The 18,806-nt window shown below is 59.2% G+C and carries 17 protein-coding genes and 1 tRNA gene; 5 read left to right on the forward strand and 13 right to left on the reverse strand.

Annotation, left to right across the window (positions count from 1 at the left end; genetic code table 11):
* Nucleotides 1–8 precede the first annotated feature (8 nt).
* The 7 genes from rnc to rpoZ all read right to left on the reverse strand — a co-directional run bounded on the left by rnc (nt 9) and on the right by rpoZ (nt 5,785).
* Complete coding sequence (gene rnc, locus C934_RS0114740; protein ID WP_018857429.1) at nt 9–728, reverse strand: ribonuclease III; 720 nt, start codon at nt 726–728, stop codon at nt 9–11.
* Nucleotides 725–1,468: a signal peptidase I gene (gene lepB, locus C934_RS0114745; protein WP_018857430.1), complete on the reverse strand. Its 744-nt coding sequence runs from the start codon at nt 1,466–1,468 to the stop codon at nt 725–727. Before lepB ends, rnc begins: the two co-directional genes overlap by 4 nt.
* A gap of 114 nt (nt 1,469–1,582) precedes the next feature.
* Nucleotides 1,583–1,987 carry a holo-ACP synthase gene (gene acpS / locus C934_RS0114750; protein WP_018857431.1) on the reverse strand — a complete coding sequence of 135 codons (405 nt, stop codon included), beginning with the start codon at nt 1,985–1,987 and terminating at the stop codon, nt 1,583–1,585.
* Complete coding sequence (locus C934_RS0114755; RefSeq protein ID WP_025659865.1) at nt 1,984–2,568, reverse strand: DUF2062 domain-containing protein; 585 nt, start codon at nt 2,566–2,568, stop codon at nt 1,984–1,986. The genes acpS and C934_RS0114755 overlap by 4 nt, the downstream gene beginning before the upstream one ends.
* Before the next feature lie 141 nt (nt 2,569–2,709).
* A complete protein-coding gene (locus C934_RS33670; protein WP_018857433.1) occupies nt 2,710–2,859 on the reverse strand; it encodes a hypothetical protein in 150 nt (49 codons plus the stop codon).
* Between the two features lie 180 nt (nt 2,860–3,039).
* Nucleotides 3,040–5,280, reverse strand: a complete 2,241-nt coding sequence (locus C934_RS0114765; protein WP_018857434.1) for a RelA/SpoT family protein — start codon at nt 5,278–5,280, stop codon at nt 3,040–3,042.
* Nucleotides 5,281–5,380: 100 nt separating this feature from the next.
* On the reverse strand, nt 5,381–5,785 hold the full coding sequence (gene rpoZ, locus C934_RS0114770) for a DNA-directed RNA polymerase subunit omega (RefSeq protein WP_018857435.1): 405 nt from the start codon (nt 5,783–5,785) through the stop codon (nt 5,381–5,383).
* Nucleotides 5,786–6,070: 285 nt separating this feature from the next.
* Between rpoZ and C934_RS0114775 the strand changes: the two genes are divergently transcribed.
* The gene (locus tag C934_RS0114775; RefSeq protein ID WP_018857436.1) at nt 6,071–6,652 is read left to right on the forward strand and encodes a LabA-like NYN domain-containing protein; all 582 of its coding nucleotides are present in this window, start codon (nt 6,071–6,073) and stop codon (nt 6,650–6,652) included.
* Nucleotides 6,653–6,684: 32 nt separating this feature from the next.
* Here C934_RS0114775 and smpB read toward each other — a convergent pair whose 3' ends face one another.
* Together smpB and dapA are read right to left on the reverse strand one after the other, a co-directional pair.
* Nucleotides 6,685–7,164, reverse strand: a complete 480-nt coding sequence (gene smpB / locus C934_RS0114780) for an SsrA-binding protein SmpB (RefSeq protein WP_018857437.1) — start codon at nt 7,162–7,164, stop codon at nt 6,685–6,687.
* A gap of 103 nt (nt 7,165–7,267) precedes the next feature.
* Nucleotides 7,268–8,152: a 4-hydroxy-tetrahydrodipicolinate synthase gene (gene dapA, locus C934_RS0114785; RefSeq protein ID WP_018857438.1), complete on the reverse strand. Its 885-nt coding sequence runs from the start codon at nt 8,150–8,152 to the stop codon at nt 7,268–7,270.
* A 213-nt stretch (nt 8,153–8,365) separates the two neighbouring features.
* Between dapA and C934_RS0114790 the strand changes: the two genes are divergently transcribed.
* Both C934_RS0114790 and C934_RS0114795 read left to right on the forward strand, forming a co-directional pair.
* Nucleotides 8,366–10,438, forward strand: a complete 2,073-nt coding sequence (locus tag C934_RS0114790; protein ID WP_018857439.1) for a lytic transglycosylase domain-containing protein — start codon at nt 8,366–8,368, stop codon at nt 10,436–10,438.
* 63 nt (nt 10,439–10,501) lie between these two features.
* Nucleotides 10,502–11,389, forward strand: coding sequence for an alpha/beta fold hydrolase (locus tag C934_RS0114795; protein ID WP_018857440.1), 888 nt, complete (start codon nt 10,502–10,504; stop codon nt 11,387–11,389).
* Between the two features lie 90 nt (nt 11,390–11,479).
* On the opposite strand, the gene C934_RS0114800 is transcribed toward C934_RS0114795, so the two are convergent.
* The 4 genes from C934_RS0114800 to C934_RS0114815 all read right to left on the reverse strand — a co-directional run bounded on the left by C934_RS0114800 (nt 11,480) and on the right by C934_RS0114815 (nt 15,686).
* Entirely contained in the window at nt 11,480–12,529 is a 1,050-nt protein-coding gene (locus C934_RS0114800; protein ID WP_018857441.1) for a porin, read from the reverse strand.
* Nucleotides 12,530–13,097: 568 nt separating this feature from the next.
* Nucleotides 13,098–13,188 (reverse strand) — tRNA-Ser (locus tag C934_RS0114805).
* 80 nt (nt 13,189–13,268) lie between these two features.
* Nucleotides 13,269–14,486, reverse strand: coding sequence for an NAD(P)/FAD-dependent oxidoreductase (locus tag C934_RS0114810; protein ID WP_018857442.1), 1,218 nt, complete (start codon nt 14,484–14,486; stop codon nt 13,269–13,271).
* An 84-nt stretch (nt 14,487–14,570) separates the two neighbouring features.
* Nucleotides 14,571–15,686, reverse strand: coding sequence for a Gfo/Idh/MocA family protein (locus C934_RS0114815; RefSeq protein ID WP_018857443.1), 1,116 nt, complete (start codon nt 15,684–15,686; stop codon nt 14,571–14,573).
* A gap of 205 nt (nt 15,687–15,891) precedes the next feature.
* Between C934_RS0114815 and C934_RS0114820 the strand changes: the two genes are divergently transcribed.
* On the forward strand, nt 15,892–16,755 hold the full coding sequence (locus C934_RS0114820; protein WP_018857444.1) for a MurR/RpiR family transcriptional regulator: 864 nt from the start codon (nt 15,892–15,894) through the stop codon (nt 16,753–16,755).
* Nucleotides 16,756–16,861: 106 nt separating this feature from the next.
* The gene (locus C934_RS0114825) at nt 16,862–18,796 is read left to right on the forward strand and encodes a bifunctional 5-dehydro-2-deoxygluconokinase/5-dehydro-2-deoxyphosphogluconate aldolase (RefSeq protein ID WP_018857445.1); all 1,935 of its coding nucleotides are present in this window, start codon (nt 16,862–16,864) and stop codon (nt 18,794–18,796) included.
* Nucleotides 18,797–18,806: the final 10 nt, after the last annotated feature.

Raw genomic sequence — 18,806 nt, forward strand, 5'->3', positions numbered from 1 at the left:
TTGTCCCGTCAGTTTCCGGCAGAGGACTTCTGCCAAATGCCTTCGCGTTCCAGCATTCGCGTGGCTGCGACCTGTTCCGCGGCCCGCTTTGAGCGTTCGATGCCCGTTTCGGGCTTAACACCTGTGACCTCTACCGTCACCGTGAAACGCGGATCATGATCCGGTCCGGTGCGTTCTTCAACCCGGTAGATCGGCGTGATGCCGAATTTGGCGTGCGACCACTCCTGCAATTCGGTCTTCGCGTCGCGCCGCGCGCCGTCGGCGCGCGCTGCCCGCTTTTCCCAGAACTTCAGGATGAAACACCGGGCGACCTCCAGGCCGCCATCGAGGTAGATCGCCGCAATAAGGCTTTCGACGACGTCGGCTCGCACGTTCATCATACGCTTGCCGGTCAGCTTCTTGACGTCGGCGCCAGTCCGGATGAAGAGATGCAGGCCGAGTTCATCAGCGACCTCAGCACAGGTGTCGGCACTGACGAGCTGATTGAGGCGCACCGAAAGTTCGCCCTCGGTCGCCGTACCGAACGTCCGGAAGAGCAGTTCGGCAACGCAGAGGCCGAGGACTCGGTCACCGAGGAACTCCAGCCTCTCGTAGTTGCCGCCCTTCTGCGTGCGGGCACTTGCATGCGTCAGTGCCCGATCCAGCCGCTCCTTTTCGGCGAACTCGTGACCGATCAGGGCTTCAAGCCGTGTTCGATCCGCCGCCGAAAGCGTCTGTGACTTGCTCATTCAACGCCCTTGAACAGACGATCCCACCGCATGTTCGTCGGCCACTTCCAGATCTCGCGGAACGAGGTGTCGTTGCCGAGCGAGAAGAAGATGACGCTGGCGCGACCGACCAGATTTTCCGCAGGCACAAAGCCAACGTCGAAGCGGCTGTCGAGCGAATTATCGCGATTATCGCCCATCATGAAGTAATGGCCTTCCGGAACGATAAACTCGCGGGTGTTGTCGCCACGCGAAACCGGGGACTGATCCAGCGTGTCAAAGCTGACGCCGTTATCCAGCGTCTCGCGATACACCGGCACATCCTGGCCCGGATCCTGCGCGTAGTCGGAATTGAACGTGCCATTCGGCACCCTCGGAACCGCCGTGCCGTTCACGTAGAGGACGCCTTCCTTGACCTGAATGCGATCACCGGGAAGACCAACCAGCCGCTTGATGTAATCAACGTCGGGATTCGGCGGGAACCGGAAGACAACGATGTCACCGCGCTTCGGCTCGCTCTCGAAAATGCGACCGCTGAAGAGGTTCGGCGAGAACGGCAGCGAGAACCTCGAATAGCCGTAGGCAAACTTGTTGACGAAGATGTAGTCACCGACAAGCAGTGTCGGCATCATGGAGCCGGACGGAATGGTGAACGGCTGAAAAAGCACCGTTCGGATAACCATCGCCAAAATCAGCGCCTGGGCGATGACCTTGATGTTTTCCCATAGGGCGTTCGGCTTGGTTTCGACTTTTTCGGACACGCAGTCTTGTTCCTTCAATGCACCGCCAGGGCGCAACTCTTGTTTGCTTCTCTCTAGCGGCTTCGACCGATTGCGGCAATGGCGCCAACATTAAAAGCGACTCTACGTCGCTGCTCAGACATCTTCCGGCAGGGCCTCAATGATGACGAACGCTTGCGCCAAGGGATAATCATCCGTTATCGTCAAATGAATGGCAGCCTTGTGGCCAGCCGGCAGCAGCGACTTCAGCACATCGGCCGCGCCGCCCGTCAGCCGCATCGTCGGCTTGCCGCTCGGCAGGTTCACAACGCCGAGATCCTTCCAGAACACACCTTGCGCCATGCCCGTCCCGAGAGCCTTGGAGCAGGCTTCCTTGGCGGCGAAACGCTTGGCATAGGAGGCGGCGCGATTGGCGCGCCGATCGGACTTTGCCCGCTCAATCTCGGTGAAGCAGCGATTGGTGAAGCGCTCGCCGAAGCGTTCGAGGGATTTCTCGACGCGCCTGATATCAATGAGATCGCTGCCGATACCGATGATCATACGGTTTCCTGCACTGGATTGGACAGCCGCACGCGGGCACGCGTCATAAGGCGTTCGCGGCGGCGCGTCTGAAAGCCCTTCACGGCATAAAAGGTTCCGAAATAAACGATGACGGAGGTCAAGAGCGCCGGCGGGATGGAGCCGACAAGCATCGGTTCGAGCACCGGTTGCCAGAGTTCGCTGAAATGCAGCTCATGAAACAGCGCCCCAAGGTCGATCGAATGCCCTTGCATCGTATCCTGACGCGCAAGCAGCAGGTGACCGATCTCCCAGGTCGCGCCCCAGATGAACGGATAGGTCAGCGGATTGCCGAAGGCCGCACAGCCAAGAGCAGCGGCGACCATATTGCCCGCGAATAGATAGCTGAGTACGAAGGCCATGATAAAATGAACGCCGATAAAGGGCGTCCAGGACACGAAGATCCCTGCGGCTACGCCCATGGCGACGGCGTGCGGCGACGCCGTCAAGCGCAGAACACGCATCGTGAGATAGCGGAGCGGCCGCAAGAATCCCTTGCGAGGCCACAACAACTCGCGCATCTTTTCACGAAATCCGGCAGGTTTTCGACGTCTGAACAGCATGGCGCGTATGTAGTGCAACTCGCACCAGCGTTACAAGAGCGTCAAACTATCTCAGTCATTATTTGATCACTGCAGACTGAGCACTCACCAGGGGCGCGATATGCAATACGCCCCTTTCATTCTTCAAGTATAGAACCGATATTAACGGGTGCGAAACATACCGCGGTCAACCTGACGCTGACGATATTCAAGATCGATACGGTCAAACGAGCCGTTCAGATAGTCCATTTCGCGTTCTTCAGCGGTCGGAGCGCGCAATGCGCGGGCAATCTTCTTGATCGGTTTAAACATTTCTTTGCCTCATCTTCTGTTCGTTTCCTGAGGACTGGAATATAGGCGCTCGCAGCAGCAATTACCAACGCTCTAACAAGGGCACAGCCATGCAATTGACGCATACCTAGCCTTATATCAGTGCGTTTTCCGTCATGAAGCGATCACAAAATGTGCAAATGCCAAGTGGCGGTTGCCGACTTACTCGTAAAGCCGGCGAACCGTCGCGACGCATTCGAGGTCCTTCAGCTGGGCAAGCAGCTGGTTCAACTGCCGAAGGTCCCACACTTCGACGTCGAGCGTCATTTCGGTGAAGTCGGTTGCGACGCGCACCGTATTGAACACCCGAATATTGACGTCGACGCCGGCAACGGTCTGGGCAAGCTTTGCCAACGTACCGGGCTCATTCAACGCATTGACCATGATGCGCGCCATGAAACGCGACTTGTTGGCCTCGTCGAGATCCCAGCGAACATCAATCCAGCGGTCCGGCTGATCGTCGAAACGTTGCAGCGTCGGTGACTGGATCGGATAGATCGTAATGCCGTTGCCTTTTTCCGTCGTATTCATGATCCCGACGATGCGGTCACCGGGTACGGCGCCCGTCGGCGCAAACTGCACATCAACATTGCTCGAAATGCCGCGGATCGGCACCGTGTCCATTTCCAGAGCACTGAGATCTGCACCATCGATGCCGGACTTCGGCTTGCCCGGGATCTTGAAGATCATGCCGGAGGCGCTGCGAACGTTGAACCAACCGTCGTCACCGCTCGGCTTGGCCGTCACGCGTTCTTCGAGATGATCCGGATAGACGGCGCGCAATACGTCGAGCGACGACATTTCACCGCGACCGACCGCAGCGATGGCGTCTTCCACATCCTTCTGGCCAAGGCGATGGAGCGCGGGCTTCATCGCTTCACGGGAGAAGATCTTGCCGGCTCGCTCGAAGGTGCGCTCCAGGATGCGATGGCCGAGACCGGCATATTGTTTGCGGATTGCAAGTCGAGTGGCCCGGCGGATCGCCGCACGCGCCTTGCCCGTTACCACGATCTCTTCCCAGGCAGCAGGCGGCACCTGCACGCCGGAGCGAATGATCTCGACCTCGTCGCCATTCGCCAGTCGTGTCACGAGAGGCATGATGCGCCCGTTGATCTTGGCGCCCACGGTCGTGTCGCCGATATTGGTGTGAACGGCATAGGCAAAGTCGATCGGCGTCGCACCCCGCGGCAGCGCGATCAGCTTGCCCTTCGGCGTGAAGCAGAAGACCTGATCCTGGAACAACTCAAGCTTCGTGTGCTCCAGGAATTCTTCAGGACTGTCCCCTTCCGCCAGCGCCTCGATCGTGTGCCGCAGCCATGAGTAGGCGTTGGACTCGCGCGAGAGGATATCGTTGTCGGACGTCGAAGCCCCGTCCTTGTAGAGCGTATGGGCGGCAATACCGAATTCCGCGATCTCGTGCATGCGCTTGGTGCGGATCTGCAGCTCGATACGCTGCCTGGATGGGCCGACGATCGTCGTGTGCAGCGAACGGTAGTCGTTCTGCTTCGGCGTCGAGATATAGTCCTTGAAGCGCCCGGGAACCACGCGCCAGCGGGTGTGGACGATGCCGAGAGCCCTATAGCAGGCCGAGATATCTTCAACGATGATACGGAAACCGTAGACGTCAGAGAGCTGTTCGAAGGACAGCGACTTCGACTGCATCTTGCGGAACACGGAGTAAGGCTTTTTCTGGCGTCCCTTGACGATGGCGCCCGTCAGCCCGTTCGTAACCAGCAGATCGCCCAATTCGGTCTCGATCTTCTTGACCAGACCCTCGTTGCGCTTGGAAAGCTCCTCGAGCCGCCTGGTTACGGTCTCATAGGCTTCGGGATTGATGTGGCGGAAGGAAAGGTCTTCCAGCTCCTCGCGCATGTCCTGCATACCCATGCGCCCGGCCAGCGGCGCATAGATGTCCATCGTCTCCTCGGAAATGCGCGCGCGCTTTTCCGGCGACATGTGGTCGAGGGTGCGCATGTTGTGCAGGCGATCTGCCAGCTTGACGAGCAGCACGCGTACGTCGTCGGAGATGGCAAGCAGCAGCTTGCGCAGGTTTTCCGCCTGTTTCGCCTTCTTGGTGACGAGGTCGAGCTTCTTGATCTTCGTCAGCCCTTCGACCAGCCGACCAATATCCTCGCCAAAGAGCTCATCGATTTCGGCGCGGGTGGCCGTCGTGTCCTCAATGGTGTCGTGAAGCAGCGCGACGGCGATCGTCGACTCATCGAGATGCATGTCCGTCAGAATGGCGGCGACTTCCAGCGGATGCGAGATATAGGGATCGCCGCTGGCACGCTTCTGTTGCCCATGCTTTTGCATTGCATAGACATAGGCTTTGTTCAGCAGGGCTTCGTTGGCGTCGGGCTTATATTTCTGAACCCGCTCCACGAGCTCGTACTGCCGCATCATCCCGAAACCACTCCATTACAAACGAAAAGCGCGCCAATCACGGATTGGCGCACATGATATGCGATAATATGCCGAAGCTATAATCGTGCAAGGTTGACGATTAGTAATCGTCGCTCTTTTCCGGTGGCACCAGGCCTTCGATGCCAGCCAAAAGCTCCTCTTCCGACATCTGGTCGAAGGTGATCGTTTCCGGCAGGTCTTCCTGCTCTTCGCTGTCGGCCGCAGCGACGCCGCCGGCTGCGATGAGGCTCGCCGGATCGGGCTCGGGCTCGTCGATTTCGACATGCTTCTGCAGCGAGTGGATCAGGTCTTCCTTGAGATCGTCCGGCGAGAGCATCTCGTCCGCGATCTCGCGCAACGCCACGACCGGGTTCTTGTCGTTGTCGCGATCGATCGTGATCGAGGCGCCCTGGGAAATCAGCCGGGCACGGTGGCTGGCAAGCAGAACCAGCTCGAAGCGGTTCTCAACTTTATCAATGCAGTCTTCTACGGTGACACGGGCCATTGCCTGTCCTTTACGTCGTGATCTCGGGATTAACACGCCCGATACAATTAAAACCGGGCAAATTCAAGTTTTCATTGCACGACGCCTCTGCGGGCGAATGTGACGAATTTTGGAACTAAAGCGGATTTCGACCAGAAGTTGCTTGGAATATCACGAATCGTGCCCTAAATCTTTCTTATATGAAAAGTTCATAAAGTACGATTTGTTCCAGGCGACCTCATAACTCATTGTTTTGTTGGGTTTTTGACGGAAGCACGACGATTGCTCACATTGGATTGGTACGGGATGTTTGATCCACGCGAAAAAATTGCTCTTTTTATCGATGGCGCCAATCTCTACGCTGCGTCCAAAAGTTTGGGTTTCGATATCGACTACCGCAAGCTGTTGAAGGCGTTCCAGAAACGTGGCTATCTCCTGCGCGCCTACTACTATACGGCCCTCATCGAGGACCAGGAATACTCCTCCATTCGCCCGCTGATCGACTGGCTGGATTACAACGGCTACAAGGTCGTGACGAAGCCGGCAAAGGAATTCACGGATTCGATGGGTCGCCGCAAGATCAAGGGCAACATGGATATCGAGCTTGCGATCGATGCCATGGAGCAGTCGGAAACCGTCGATCATCTCGTCATCTTCTCCGGCGACGGAGATTTCACGACGCTCGTCGAGGCGCTGCAGCGGCGGGGCCGAAAGGTCTCGGTCATCTCAACGATGGCGACACAACCTCCAATGATTGCCGACGATCTGCGTCGCCAGGCAGATCACTTCATCGACCTTCTATCGCTGAAGAGCGAAATCGGGCGTGATCCTTCAGAGCGACCACCGCGGCCAACCGAAACGGCAACGCCAACCGATCTGGAAGCTTGAAGCCAGCAATTCACCGCCGGCTATGCCTTTGACTAGCCGTTATCCTTGAGAAGACGGCTCTTCTGCCGGTTCCAATCGCGTTCCTTCTCGGATTCGCGCTTGTCGTGCAGCTTCTTGCCCTTGGCGAGCGCCAGTTCCATTTTGGCGCGGCCGCGATCGTTGAAATAGATCTTCAGCGGTATCAGGGTCATGCCTTCGCGATTGATCCCCGCTCGCAGACGGTTGATCTCGCGGCCGGAAAGCAGGAGCTTGCGGCGGCGGCGCGGCTCATGATTGAAACGGTTCGCCTGCAGATATTCCGGCAGATAGGAATTGATCAGCCAGATCTCACCATCCTCATCCGAGGCATAGGATTCTGCGATATTGGCCTTGCCCTCGCGCAACGACTTGACCTCGGTGCCCTTGAGCACGAGCCCAGCTTCGTAGGTATCGATGATCTCGTAGTTGAAGCGCGCCTTGCGGTTTTCCGCCACGATCTTCTTGATCACGCGCTCGCTGCCTTTGGGGGCCATGACACATTCCAAATGCTTAGGGGCGCGACGACCGCGCCCTTCTCTCTTCTCCCCTATGTAGGGGAACATCGACCGCCTGTGAAGGCGGGCCGAATGGCTTGCCTCAGTTCAGCAGGCCGGCATGGCGCATGGCTGCGTCAATCGCCGCTTCCGTCGCAGGTTCCAGTGTCGAAATCAGCGGCGAACGCACGTTGCGGCTCATCCGCCCAAGCTTCGACAAGCCATACTTCGCTCCGCAGAGGCCGGGCTCCATGAAGATGGCCTTGTGTAGCGGCATCAAGCGGTCCTGATATTCCAGCGCCTTCGCATAATCACCTGCAAGCGTCGCAGCCTGGAACTCGGCGCAAAGGCGCGCCGCCACGTTGGCGGTCACCGAGATGCACCCGACGCCACCGTGGGCATTAAACCCGAGTGCCGTGGCATCTTCACCCGACAACTGCTTGAATTCCTTGCCGCAGGTAAGACGCTGCTCGGACACGCGCTCGATCTTGCCCGTCGCATCCTTGACGCCGACGATATTCGAGTGCGCCTTGGCAAGCGCACCCATCGTCTCCGGCGCCATGTCGATAACGGAGCGACCCGGGATGTTGTAGATGTAGATCGGCAGCTTCACTGCCTCGGCGATCGCGGAGAAATGCGCGACCAGCCCCTTCTGTGTGGGCTTGTTGTAATAGGGCGTGACCACGAGGACCGCATCTGCCCCGGCCCTCTCGGCGTGCTGAGCAAGTTCGATTGCTTCACGCGTGTTGTTCGAGCCGGCGCCGGCCATGACAGGCACGCGCTTGGCTGCGGCTTCAATACAGAGTTCCACAACCCGCTTATGCTCGGCATGCGACAGCGTCGGAGATTCGCCGGTCGTCCCAACCGGAACGAGACCGCTGCTGCCTTCCTTGATCTGCCAGTCGACGTGGTTCGCGAACGAAGCTTCATCCACTAGGCCGGCATCGGTGAAGGGAGTGACGAGAGCGGGAATGGATCCCTGGAACATGCAGAACTCCTCATGGCCAAATCCACGCTTCGGCCGCATTCCTTGAATATTGGTGGGGCACCATAGTGCGGTGAAATCGCCGCGACAAGCGCGCATGGATCGGTTTAGGGCAAATTCCGATAGCAAATGTGAACGAAGTTTACTGACGTTAGTAAGCTTTCGTTAAGATGGCTCCCGCCAAATGGTCGGGCGTGTTTTCGTTGTGAGTGTCCCATGAAGAGAGCAGTCCTGATCGTGTCCGCCCTCGGCTTTACCGTCGCCGCGTGGAGCAGCGCCGCGTCGTCGCTTCCGAATGAGGGCGCGCCCGTTCCGGACGTGAAGCCGATTGGTTTCGTCCCCCAGACGACAATACCGGAATCGATCGTTACCGGCTCAATTCCGCGCGGCCAGGCAATTGCACCCGTTAACAGTGATTTGAAATCCGGCCTGGACGCGCTTTCGGACAACAATCCCCTGCAAGCGCTATCCATTCGCGACGGCATGGGACGTGGGACGCTTGACCGGCATATCCTGACCTGGGCGATTGCGGTCTCGGGGCAGAAGGGGATTCCCTCGACAGAGATCGCGGCTGCGGCGCAGGAGTTGCAGGGATGGCCCGGGCTCGCAAAGCTGCGGGCTTATTCGGAGCGGGCACTTTACGATGAAAACCCTAACCCGACCGCTGTCCTGGCGGCCTTCGGCCAGACCGCGCCGGAGACCACGCCGGGCGCGATGATCCTTTCGCGTGCGCTTGTCGCGACGGGTAAACAGAGCCAGGCGGCGAAGACCATTCGCAAGGTCTGGCGCGGCGAGATGCTGGACAAACCGACCGAAGACAAGATTTTGGCTGAGTTCTCCGGCTTGCTGACCTCGGCCGATCACAAGGCGCGAATGGACTACCTGATGTACCGCAATCGCACTGAGCAGGCCAAGCGCTTTGGCGACATGGGTCAGGCCCAATCCCTCTACAAGGCATGGGCCGCTGTGATGAGCAAGGCACCCAACGCCGGTGCGCTTCTTGCCGCGGTCGATGGCCAGTGGAAAGGCGATGCCGGTTACCTCTTTGCGCGCATCGAGCATCTGCGAAAACAGGACAAGTATACGGAAGCCGCCAAGTTGCTGCGGCAGGCCCCACGCAATCGGGATGAACTGGTCAATGCCGGCGAGTGGTGGAACGAGCAGCGGATCGTGAGCCGCGGCCTCGTCGATCAAGGGGAATTCAAGGCGGCCTACGGAATCGTTGCCAATTATGCTGCGACGACGCCGACCGACATCGTCGAGGCCGAATTCCACGCAGGCTGGTACGCGCTGCGCGGGCTGCAGGATCCTGCGGCGGCACAGGCCCATTTCCGGAAGATTCTCGATTTCTCCAATGGGCCGATATCCGTATCGCGCGCCTGGTACTGGATGGGTCGATCCGCCGAGGCGGGTGGGCCTGGCAAGGCCTCGGAATCTTACGCCAAGGCCGCAAGCTATCCGACCACCTTCTATGGGCAGCTCGCCGGCGACAAGCTCGGCAGCAAGACACTGAACGTGGCGTACCCGTCTCCGACTGCTGCGGATCGCCAGCGCTATCTGGCGCGTGAGGCCGTGCAGGCCATCGCCCGTCTCGACGCGGCCGGGCATGGCTGGCGGGCCAATAGCCTCTACCTCGCGCTCGCCGAGCAACTGCAAAGCCCTGGAGAACTTGCGGTTCTGAGCGCGCAGGCCGAACGGTCCGGCGACCACCATCTGTCGCTGCAGATCGGGAAGATTGCTTACTCCCACGGCGTGGATGTCGCGGCGCTGGCCTTCCCACTCGGCGTCATTCCGACGAACGCCAACATCTCCGGCTCCGGGAAGGCCCTCGCCTACGCGATTGCCCGGCAAGAGAGCGCCTTCAATCCCGCGGCCGTTTCGGCAGCCGATGCTCGCGGATTGCTGCAGATATTGCCGGGCACGGCAAAGGCCGTCGCCAAGCGTCACAACATCGCCTATTCGAAGGAGCGACTGACCGCCGACGCCGGCTATAACGCGACCCTTGGGGCGCATTATCTCGGCGAACAGATCGACGCCTTTGGCGGCTCCTACATCATGACCTTCATTGCCTATAATGCCGGTCCCAAGCGGGTGCCCGAATGGATCGGCCGCTATGGCGACCCGCGCGGCCAATCGATCGACGCCATCGTCGACTGGATTGAGCGCATCCCCTTTCCCGAGACGCGCAACTATGTTCAGCGGGTGATTGAGAACTTCGAAGTGTACAAGGCAAGGTTGGGTCAGCCGAGCGACATCGTTCGTGACCTGACCTACGGCCGCTCCTCCTGATCACCATTGGCGAACATTGCTGGCCTCGCTAATCTGTTCCCATGCAACGGGGGACGACCAAGCGTGGACGAGGCAAGAGACGACGGGTTCCGAGCGACAACCTATCAGAGCGATGACGGACTCACGCTCCATGCGCGAGACTACGGTGGCCCTGACATCACTGAGCGGCTGCCGATCATCTGTTTGCCGGGATTGACCCGGAACTCGCGTGACTTTCACCAACTGGCGCTGCTCCTGTCGACCGATCGAGCGATGCCGAGACGCGTCATCACGCTCGACTATCGCGGGCGCGGCCTGTCCGATTGGGATGCCAACAAGGCGAACTACAATCTCGGCGTCGAGACGCGGGATGTCATTTCGGCCTGCCGGCATTTCGCCATTGAACGCGCCATCTTCATCGGCACCTCGCGGGGCGGGCTGATTCTTCATCTGCTGGCTGAGATGGGGCCGGATCTGATCGCCGCCGTCATTCTCAACGACATCGGACCGGAGATTGAACCCAGCGGCCTCAAGCGCATCCGCGACTATCTCAATTCTGCCGCGCCGCCGCGCAACTGGCCGGAAGCAGTCGCATTCCTCAAGGCCTGCCATGGCTCCTCCTTCACCGCCCTTGAGGAGCGCGACTGGCAGGAGATGGCAGCGGCCATCTATCGGGAACTCGACGGGAAGCCGATCGCGGACTTCGATCCGGCCATTGCCGCTCACTTACAGATGATCGACTTCGATCAGCCGCTGCCTGATCTCTGGCACTATTACGACAGGCTCGCAACGATACCTCTCATGGTCGTCAAGGGCGACAACTCCGATCTGATCTCCGACAAGACGCTTGCCGAGATGCGCGCGCGGAGTCCGGCCATCGTAATTCTGGAGGCGCCTGGCCAGGGACACGCACCGCTGCTGCATGTGCAGCCGGTGATCCCGGGTATCAGACGGTTCGTTGCGGAGGCGTAGGACTCCTTCACGCACGTCGCGTGCAGTGCCCCACAACAAAAAGCCCGGCTCGAAAGCCGGGCTCTCCTGATTGACCAAAGTCAGATCAGTTTAGAATGCACGCTGCAGACGGAAGTAACCCTGCGTCTGGTCGTCGATGCCATCGCCATCGAGGTACTGGACCGAAGCCTTGGCGTAGAAGTTGTCAGTGATCTGGTAATCAACCGTCACACCAACCTTCCAGGCGTCGTCGTTGGTGAAGTCATTGTCGCTGTCAGCGTCAATGCCATAGTTGAAGAAGTACTGAGCACCGGGGGTGATCTTCAGCTTGTCAGTAGCCTGGATGGCGTACTCAGCTGCGATCGTCCACTCGGAAGCGTCGTAGTAGGAGTTGCCGCCAGACGCCCAGACAGCTGCGAGGCCGAGCGTGCCCGGACCAACGGCAACCGTACCCATGGCACGGATCGCACCTTCTTCGTTGTCGGTGTCATAGCCACCGATAACCTGGTAGGTAAACGCGCCAGCCTTGCCGCCGAGGCCGAGAGCAACGCCAACGTTGTTCGGGTTTTCGTCGGAGTTAAAGTGACCGTCTTCCAGCTCGTCAACCGAGATACCGGCGTAGAAGTCGCCAGACTCATACTGGTAACGGAGGGAGTTGTGCAGCGTTTCGTGGCTTGCGAGAACGTCCGTTTCGCCCGAGAGGCCGTCATCCCACCAGCTGTAGAACAGACCGGCGCGGATGCCAGCGATGTCGATGTAAGCCGAGTCGAGGATCGAGTTCTGGTAACCAGCGTTGGCGGCATCAGCATTGTGCTGCAGAACGATCACGCCGGTGAGCGGACCATACTCGGTGTCGCTCTTGGCCGTGAACTGAACCTGACCGCGGGTAAATGCGTCCCAGTCGGACGTGCCTTCCAGAGCGCCGATCGGGCCGTCGTTCGATACGTCCTTGCCTACGTTAACCTGGAAACGGATGTAACCTTCGATCTTCAGGCAGGTTTCCGTGCCCGGGATGTAGAAGTAGCCGGTGCCGTAAGCGTCGCAGACGCGGACGTATTCAACCGGTTCCGGCTCAGCAGCAACGATAGCGTCAGCAGCCTGAGCACCGGAAACTACTGCGAGAGCAGCAGCGGAGCCGAGAAGAAGGCTCTTGATGTTCATATTGACCTCCAATTCAAAGTTTCGATCGGGTCTGGGTTTTTCGCCGTTAGAGCAGCGTTCCCTGCCCCATCCCCATGTTTCAAGAAGTCGGACGATCAACCGCCCTTGCTTCCGAGGTTGAAAATACAAGACCGGGACTGTCACGCAATCACCAACTTGCCCGTTTGGGGTGTTTGCGACAGCCTTCCGCATACGCTGTTGCTGAAAGGTCACAAATGCGGCATCCGCCCCTCTCGTTTCTTTATACTTTATTAAGAAACCCCTGATTTTGCGGGAGTTTGCCGCCGCTGAGCTGGGGTGTGCGGCTGTGGATTGTGCCACATTGGAACCAGTTTCCTGCCGGATTCGCGTCTTTTACAGGAGATGAGGGAGACAGCGTGTTGGCGCCTGCCCTCGGCCTCATGTGCTATCGCAGCAGAATCAGCTTTGTTGACGAAGGATGATTCTCGGTTCGATTCTGCTGACGCGAGATTCGGGACGCCAAACGCGGAGGTCGTGGACAGCGCACCGAAAGACGACGCACTCGAAGAGCGGTCATTCGTCGAAACAGTTTGTGCGATGATCATGGTGGCGGAGAGGAAGGGATTCGAACCCTCGATACGCTTTTGACGTATACTCCCTTAGCAGGGGAGCGCCTTCGACCACTCGGCCACCTCTCCGGTGGGAGCCTGATAGAGTCATTCGACAGGTGACGCAAGCGCTTTTTCGGCTTTTTCACCTGATGCCGAGGCCGCCGGCCTCAGCTCAGCAGTTGCTTGAGATCGGTAGATGCGTCCGCAATGATCGCCCTGTCGGGATTGATCCCGGATTCCAGCATCTTCTTGCCGCTGACGTAGGCCCTGGCGTCATTGATGGCATCCACGGCGATGAACGCCCCATTCTTGAAATACCAGATCGAGTGGGCGCCGTCGCGCGAGCCTGGACGCAGGACTGTATCGTCATAGCCCATGTTGAAGCCGGCGATCTGCAGCTTCACGTCATACTGATCCGACCAGAACCAAGGCTTGGGATCGTATGCTTCGTTGCCGCCGGCGATGATGGCGGCGACGGCTTCTGCCTGGTCGACGGCGTTCTGCACCGATTCGAGACGGATGCGTCCGCCGTGCCACGGCAGGGCCGCACAGTCACCCGCGGCAAAAATCGACGGATCGGACGTGCGGGCGAATTCATCCACGATGATTCCGTTGGCGACCTCGAGACCCGCCTCCTTGGCGAGTTGATCGTTCGGGACGACGCCGATGCCGACAATGACGAAATCGACCTCGATCGTGGATCCGTCGGAGAGTTCGGCAGCGACAACCCTGCCTTCATGGCCGACAAGATGCTTGAGCCCGGTCTTCTCCCGGATGACAACGTCATGTGTCTCATGAATCACCCGCATGATGTCGGCCGTCTCCCTGGCAGCGACACGCTGCAGGATTCGGTCAGCCATCTCGATCACGGTAACCTCGAGACCGCGGTGACGGGCGACAGCAGCTGCCTCAAGTCCGATATAGCCACCACCAATAATGAGGACTCGGCGACCGGGCCGCATTTCATCAGCAAGCAGATCAGCGTCACGTTTGTCACGCGCCACATAAACGCCCTCGAGATTCCCGCCGATCGACGCAGGCAGTGCGCGCGGCGTGGAGCCGGTCGTCAACGCCAGCGTGCCGTAGTCGAGCGCTGAACCATCCTGTAGCAGGACCTGCTTCTTGTCACGCACGATCTGCTCCGCCCAGGTGGAAAGCCTGATCTCGACATTGTTGTCGGGGTACCAGTGTTCCGGCCGGAACAGCAGTCGATCGAAGGTCATCTCGCCAAGCAGGTACTTCTTCGTGAGTGGCGGCCGCTGGTAGGGCAGCGCGTCTTCCGCACCGATGATGGTGATTGGGCGCATATCCTTGAGCGCACGCAGTTTCGCGGCCAATGCAAAGCCCGCCTGCCCCGCGCCGATGATCACCAGTCTGTCCGTCACGTTTTCACTCCCAGCATGCAGCCGCGTGTTCCAGAAAAGGGGTATCCCCTGCCTCCAGCGCCGTCAACCGGAAGCGGACAGACCTCAATCGATCTCGATCCAGCGGCGCTCGTGGAATGACTGTGCCATGGCGTGAACGGACTTCTCTATCCTAAGACCGTCTTCGAATGTCACGATCGACGACGGCTCACCGGAAATTGCCCGGATCAGTTCGCGGCATTCGATGATTTTCAGATCGTTGAAGCCGAGCCCGTGGCCAGGCGCCGGGATGAAGCGATCGTAGGGGAGATGCGCCGGGCCGGCGAGTATCTTGCGGAAGCCCTGCTCCGAGCCGCGCCCTTCGGCCTGATAGAGTTCGAATTCGTTCATGCGCTCTTGATCGTAAGTAATGGCGCCATTCGAGCCGAAGATCTGCAGCGCGATTCGCCCTTTCCGCCCCCAAGCGGCGCGGTTTGCCATCAGCACCGCAGAGATCCCACCGCCAAGTCGCATCAGGACATTGGCCGCATCGTGATTCTCGACATCGCGGCGACCGCCTTCCTTCAACGGCCGGCTGGCGTAGGGCTTTACCATGTCGGTGATGACAGCCTCAACGTGACCGAACAGATGCCAGAGCAGCGACAGCGGGTGCACGGCGAAATCATCAAGCGCGCCGTAGCCGGCGGAAAGCTCGCTCTTCCAATAGAAGAAGACATCGGGATCGGCCATGAAGTCCTCGTCCATCTCGACGCGGATGTGATTGACCGCACCGATCGCCCCCTCCTCGATCAGTGCCTTGATATGCCGCATGACGGGGTTCTGGATATAATTGTAGCCGAGAACGGCGATCTTGCCCGAGGCCTTTGCCGTCTTCAGCATGCGTTCGGCATCGGCATAAGCCGGTGCCATCGGCTTTTCGCACCAGACGTGCTTCCCCGCTTCAAGCGCGGCAATCGCCATCTCGGCGTGGAACTGGTTCGGCGTGGTGACGGAAACGACATCAACTTCGGGATCGGCGATCAGCCTGCGCCAATCGGCGGTTGCCTTTTCGAAGCCGAACTCGGAGGCGCGCTTCTCGGCAAGCTCGGCATTGGCTTCGGCCAGATGGACCAGGCGCGGGCGTTCGACGTCGCCGAATACGGTCTTGACCGCATTCCATGCGAGTGCGTGGCACTTGCCCATATAGCCAGTGCCGATCAGGCCGATTCCCAGTGCTTTCATTGTATCTCCTCCAGATGTCGGGCGGATTTTTGGAATATTTAGATCATTTTGACAAGCGGCCTTTCTCGCGCACTTTTGCCGCCCCGGCTCAAAAAACTGTTCAAAACACTTTGATTTCAATAGAATAAAAACAATTGGGCTCCCGAATGAAAATCATCTATGCTCATAAATATGGAATGTTTATTTCGTTCAATGGACAGCGTGGATGGACAGTGACAGCAAAACGCCCGCCAGGGTTCCTCGCGACTTCGAGAGCCTGCGCAGCATCATCATCGAACGGAAAGCAAACATGCCGAAGCGGCTTGCGCAGGTCGCAGCTTTCGCACTCGGCAACCCGGACGAAATCGCCTTCGGCACGACGGCAAGCATCGCTGCGGCATCCGACGTGCAACCGTCGACCCTGGTGCGTCTGGCCCATCATCTTGGCTACGAGGGCTTTTCGGACCTGCAGAGCATCTTTCGCGAACGCCTGCGTGACCGAACGCTGACATATGAAGAGCGACTGGTGACGCTGGAGCAGGCAAGCGGCGAGGACGAGGACGCCAACCTGCTTTCCGGTTTCATTTCGGCTGCGAGCCAATCGGTCAACAGGCTGGCGGCTACCGTCCAGACGGATACCTTTACCAAGGCAGTCGATATCCTCGCGGCTGCCGAGACGATTTACCTGATCGCCAAGCGACGCTCCTATCCGCTGACGGCGCATATGACCTACGCCTTCTCGAAGCTGAACATTCGGCACCAGATCGTCGCATCGCCAAATGGCGTCGATCCGGAAATGGTGCAGTTCGCGACGGGGAAGGATGCAGCAATCGCAGCGAGCTTCTCTCCCTATGCCGCCGACAGCCTCAGCCAGGCGGAAGCGTTGGCGGATCGTGGCGTGCCTGTCGTTGCCATCACCGATTCGGCCTTTTCGCCCCTCGCCGCCCGCGCCACCTGCTGGTTCGAGGTGGCGGAGGCAGACTTTGCCGGCTTCCGCTCGCTTTCTGCTTCGATGGCCCTGACAATGGCAATTCCGGTGGCGATCGCCGAGCGGCGGCGCAAGCGAGCCCACGCAAAATCGACTAAATGAAAAATGGAACAAACATTCCGAATTGACAACAATACGGAACCGATGTTTCATTGCTCGCAAATCAGCAGGCGTCAAGCCGTAGCCAAAAATCTAGCGGGAGGACATCATGGCACAACCGAACCCGGGCTCGCAGCCAGAACCGTCGCTTGACGTGATCACGATCGGGCGTTCCTCGGTCGACCTCTATGGGCAACAGATCGGCTCGCGCCTTGAGGATATCGGTTCTTTTGCCAAGTCTGTCGGCGGTTGCCCTGCGAACATCGCCATCGGGACAGCCCGTCTCGGGCTCAAGTCGGGCCTGATCACCCGCGTCGGCGACGAGCAGATGGGCCGGTTCATCATTGAGCAATCTGCGCGCGAAGGGGTCGAGACGAAAGGCATCAAGACCGACAAGGAGCGCCTGACGGCGCTGGTGCTCCTCGCCGTCGAAGCCGAAGGCGTATCGCCGATGATCTTCTATCGCGCGGACTGTGCCGACATGGCGCTCGATGAAGGTGATATCGACGAAAGCTTCATCAAGTCGTCGCGCGCCGTGCTGGTGTCGGGCACGCATTTTTCCCGGCCGAACACGGAAGCCGCACAGCGCAAGGCCATCCGCATCGCCAAGGCCAATGGCCGAAAGGTAATCTTCGACATTGATTATCGGCCGAATCTCTGGGGCCTCGCAGGCCATGCCGAGGGCTTTGAGCGCTATGTGAAGTCGGACCGTGTCTCCTCCAAGATGAAGGAAACGCTTCCAGACTGCGACCTGATTGTCGGAACGGAAGAGGAAATCCTGATTGCGTCAGGCGCCGACGACGTCCTTGGCGCACTCAAGGAAATTCGCCGCCTGTCGCCGGCAACGATCGTTCTCAAGCGCGGTGCGATGGGTTGCATCGTCTATGACGGTCCGATCAGCGACAATCTGGAAGACGGCATCGTCGGCGAAGGCTTCCCCATCGAGGTGTTCAACGTGCTCGGCGCCGGCGACGCCTTCATGTCAGGCCTGCTGCGCGGCTGGCTGAAGAACAAGCCGCTGAAGACCTGCGCCACCTGGGCCAACGCCTGCGGCGCCTTCGCCGTCTCCCGCCTGCTCTGCTCGCCGGAATATCCGACCTGGGCGGAGCTCGACTACTTTCTGAAGCACGGCAGCAAGCATCGCGCGCTGCGCAAGGACGAAGCGATCAATCACATTCACTGGGCCTCGACGCGCAAGGGCGACATTCCGCTTCTCATGGCGCTTGCCATCGACCACCGGTCGCAGCTCACCAGCGTCTGCGACGAACTCGGCGTAGATTACAAGAAGATCGTCGCCTTCAAGCGCCTTGCGGTAGAAGCCGCCGCCCGTGTCGCGGATGGCCGCAACGGTTACGGCATGCTGATCGACGAGCGCTTCGGACGCGACGCCTTCTTCGATGCGGCAACCAAGAACTTCGCATGGATCGGTCGCCCGGTGGAATTGCCGGGTTCCAAACCGCTTCGCTTCGAGTTCAGCCAGGACATCGGCTCGCAGCTTGCGGAATGGCCTCTCGATCATTGCATCAAGTGCCTGTGCTTCTACCATCCGGACGATCCGGCAGCCCTGAAGACCGAGCAGCAGGAAAAGCTGCGGACGCTCTTTGAAGCCGCCCGCAAGGTTGGCCGCGAATTGCTCGTCGAAATCATCGCAAGCAAGAACGGACCGCTGACCGATGATACGATCTCGACGGCGCTGGAAGAACTCTATGCGCTCGGCATCAAACCGGATTGGTGGAAGCTCGAGCCTCAAGCTTCGACGGCCGCCTGGAAGAAAATCGATGCCGTGATCGCCAAGAACGACCCCTGGTGCCGTGGCATCGTGTTGCTCGGCCTTGAAGCGCCGGCCAACGAGCTGGTGAAAGGCTTCGAGGCGACGCTGGCAGCTCCTTCCGTGAAGGGATTCGCCGTCGGCCGCACGATTTTTGCCGAGGCAGCCCGCGGCTGGCTTTCCGGCAAGTTGAATGATGAAGAAGCGATCGCAGATATGGCCGGACGCTTCCGCCAATTGACCGAGGCCTGGTTGAAAACCCGCGGCCTACATTAATTAGAGCATT

It is taken from the genome of Rhizobium sp. 42MFCr.1 (assembly GCF_000377185.1).
Taxonomy (GTDB): Bacteria; Pseudomonadota; Alphaproteobacteria; order Rhizobiales; family Rhizobiaceae; genus Rhizobium; species Rhizobium altiplani.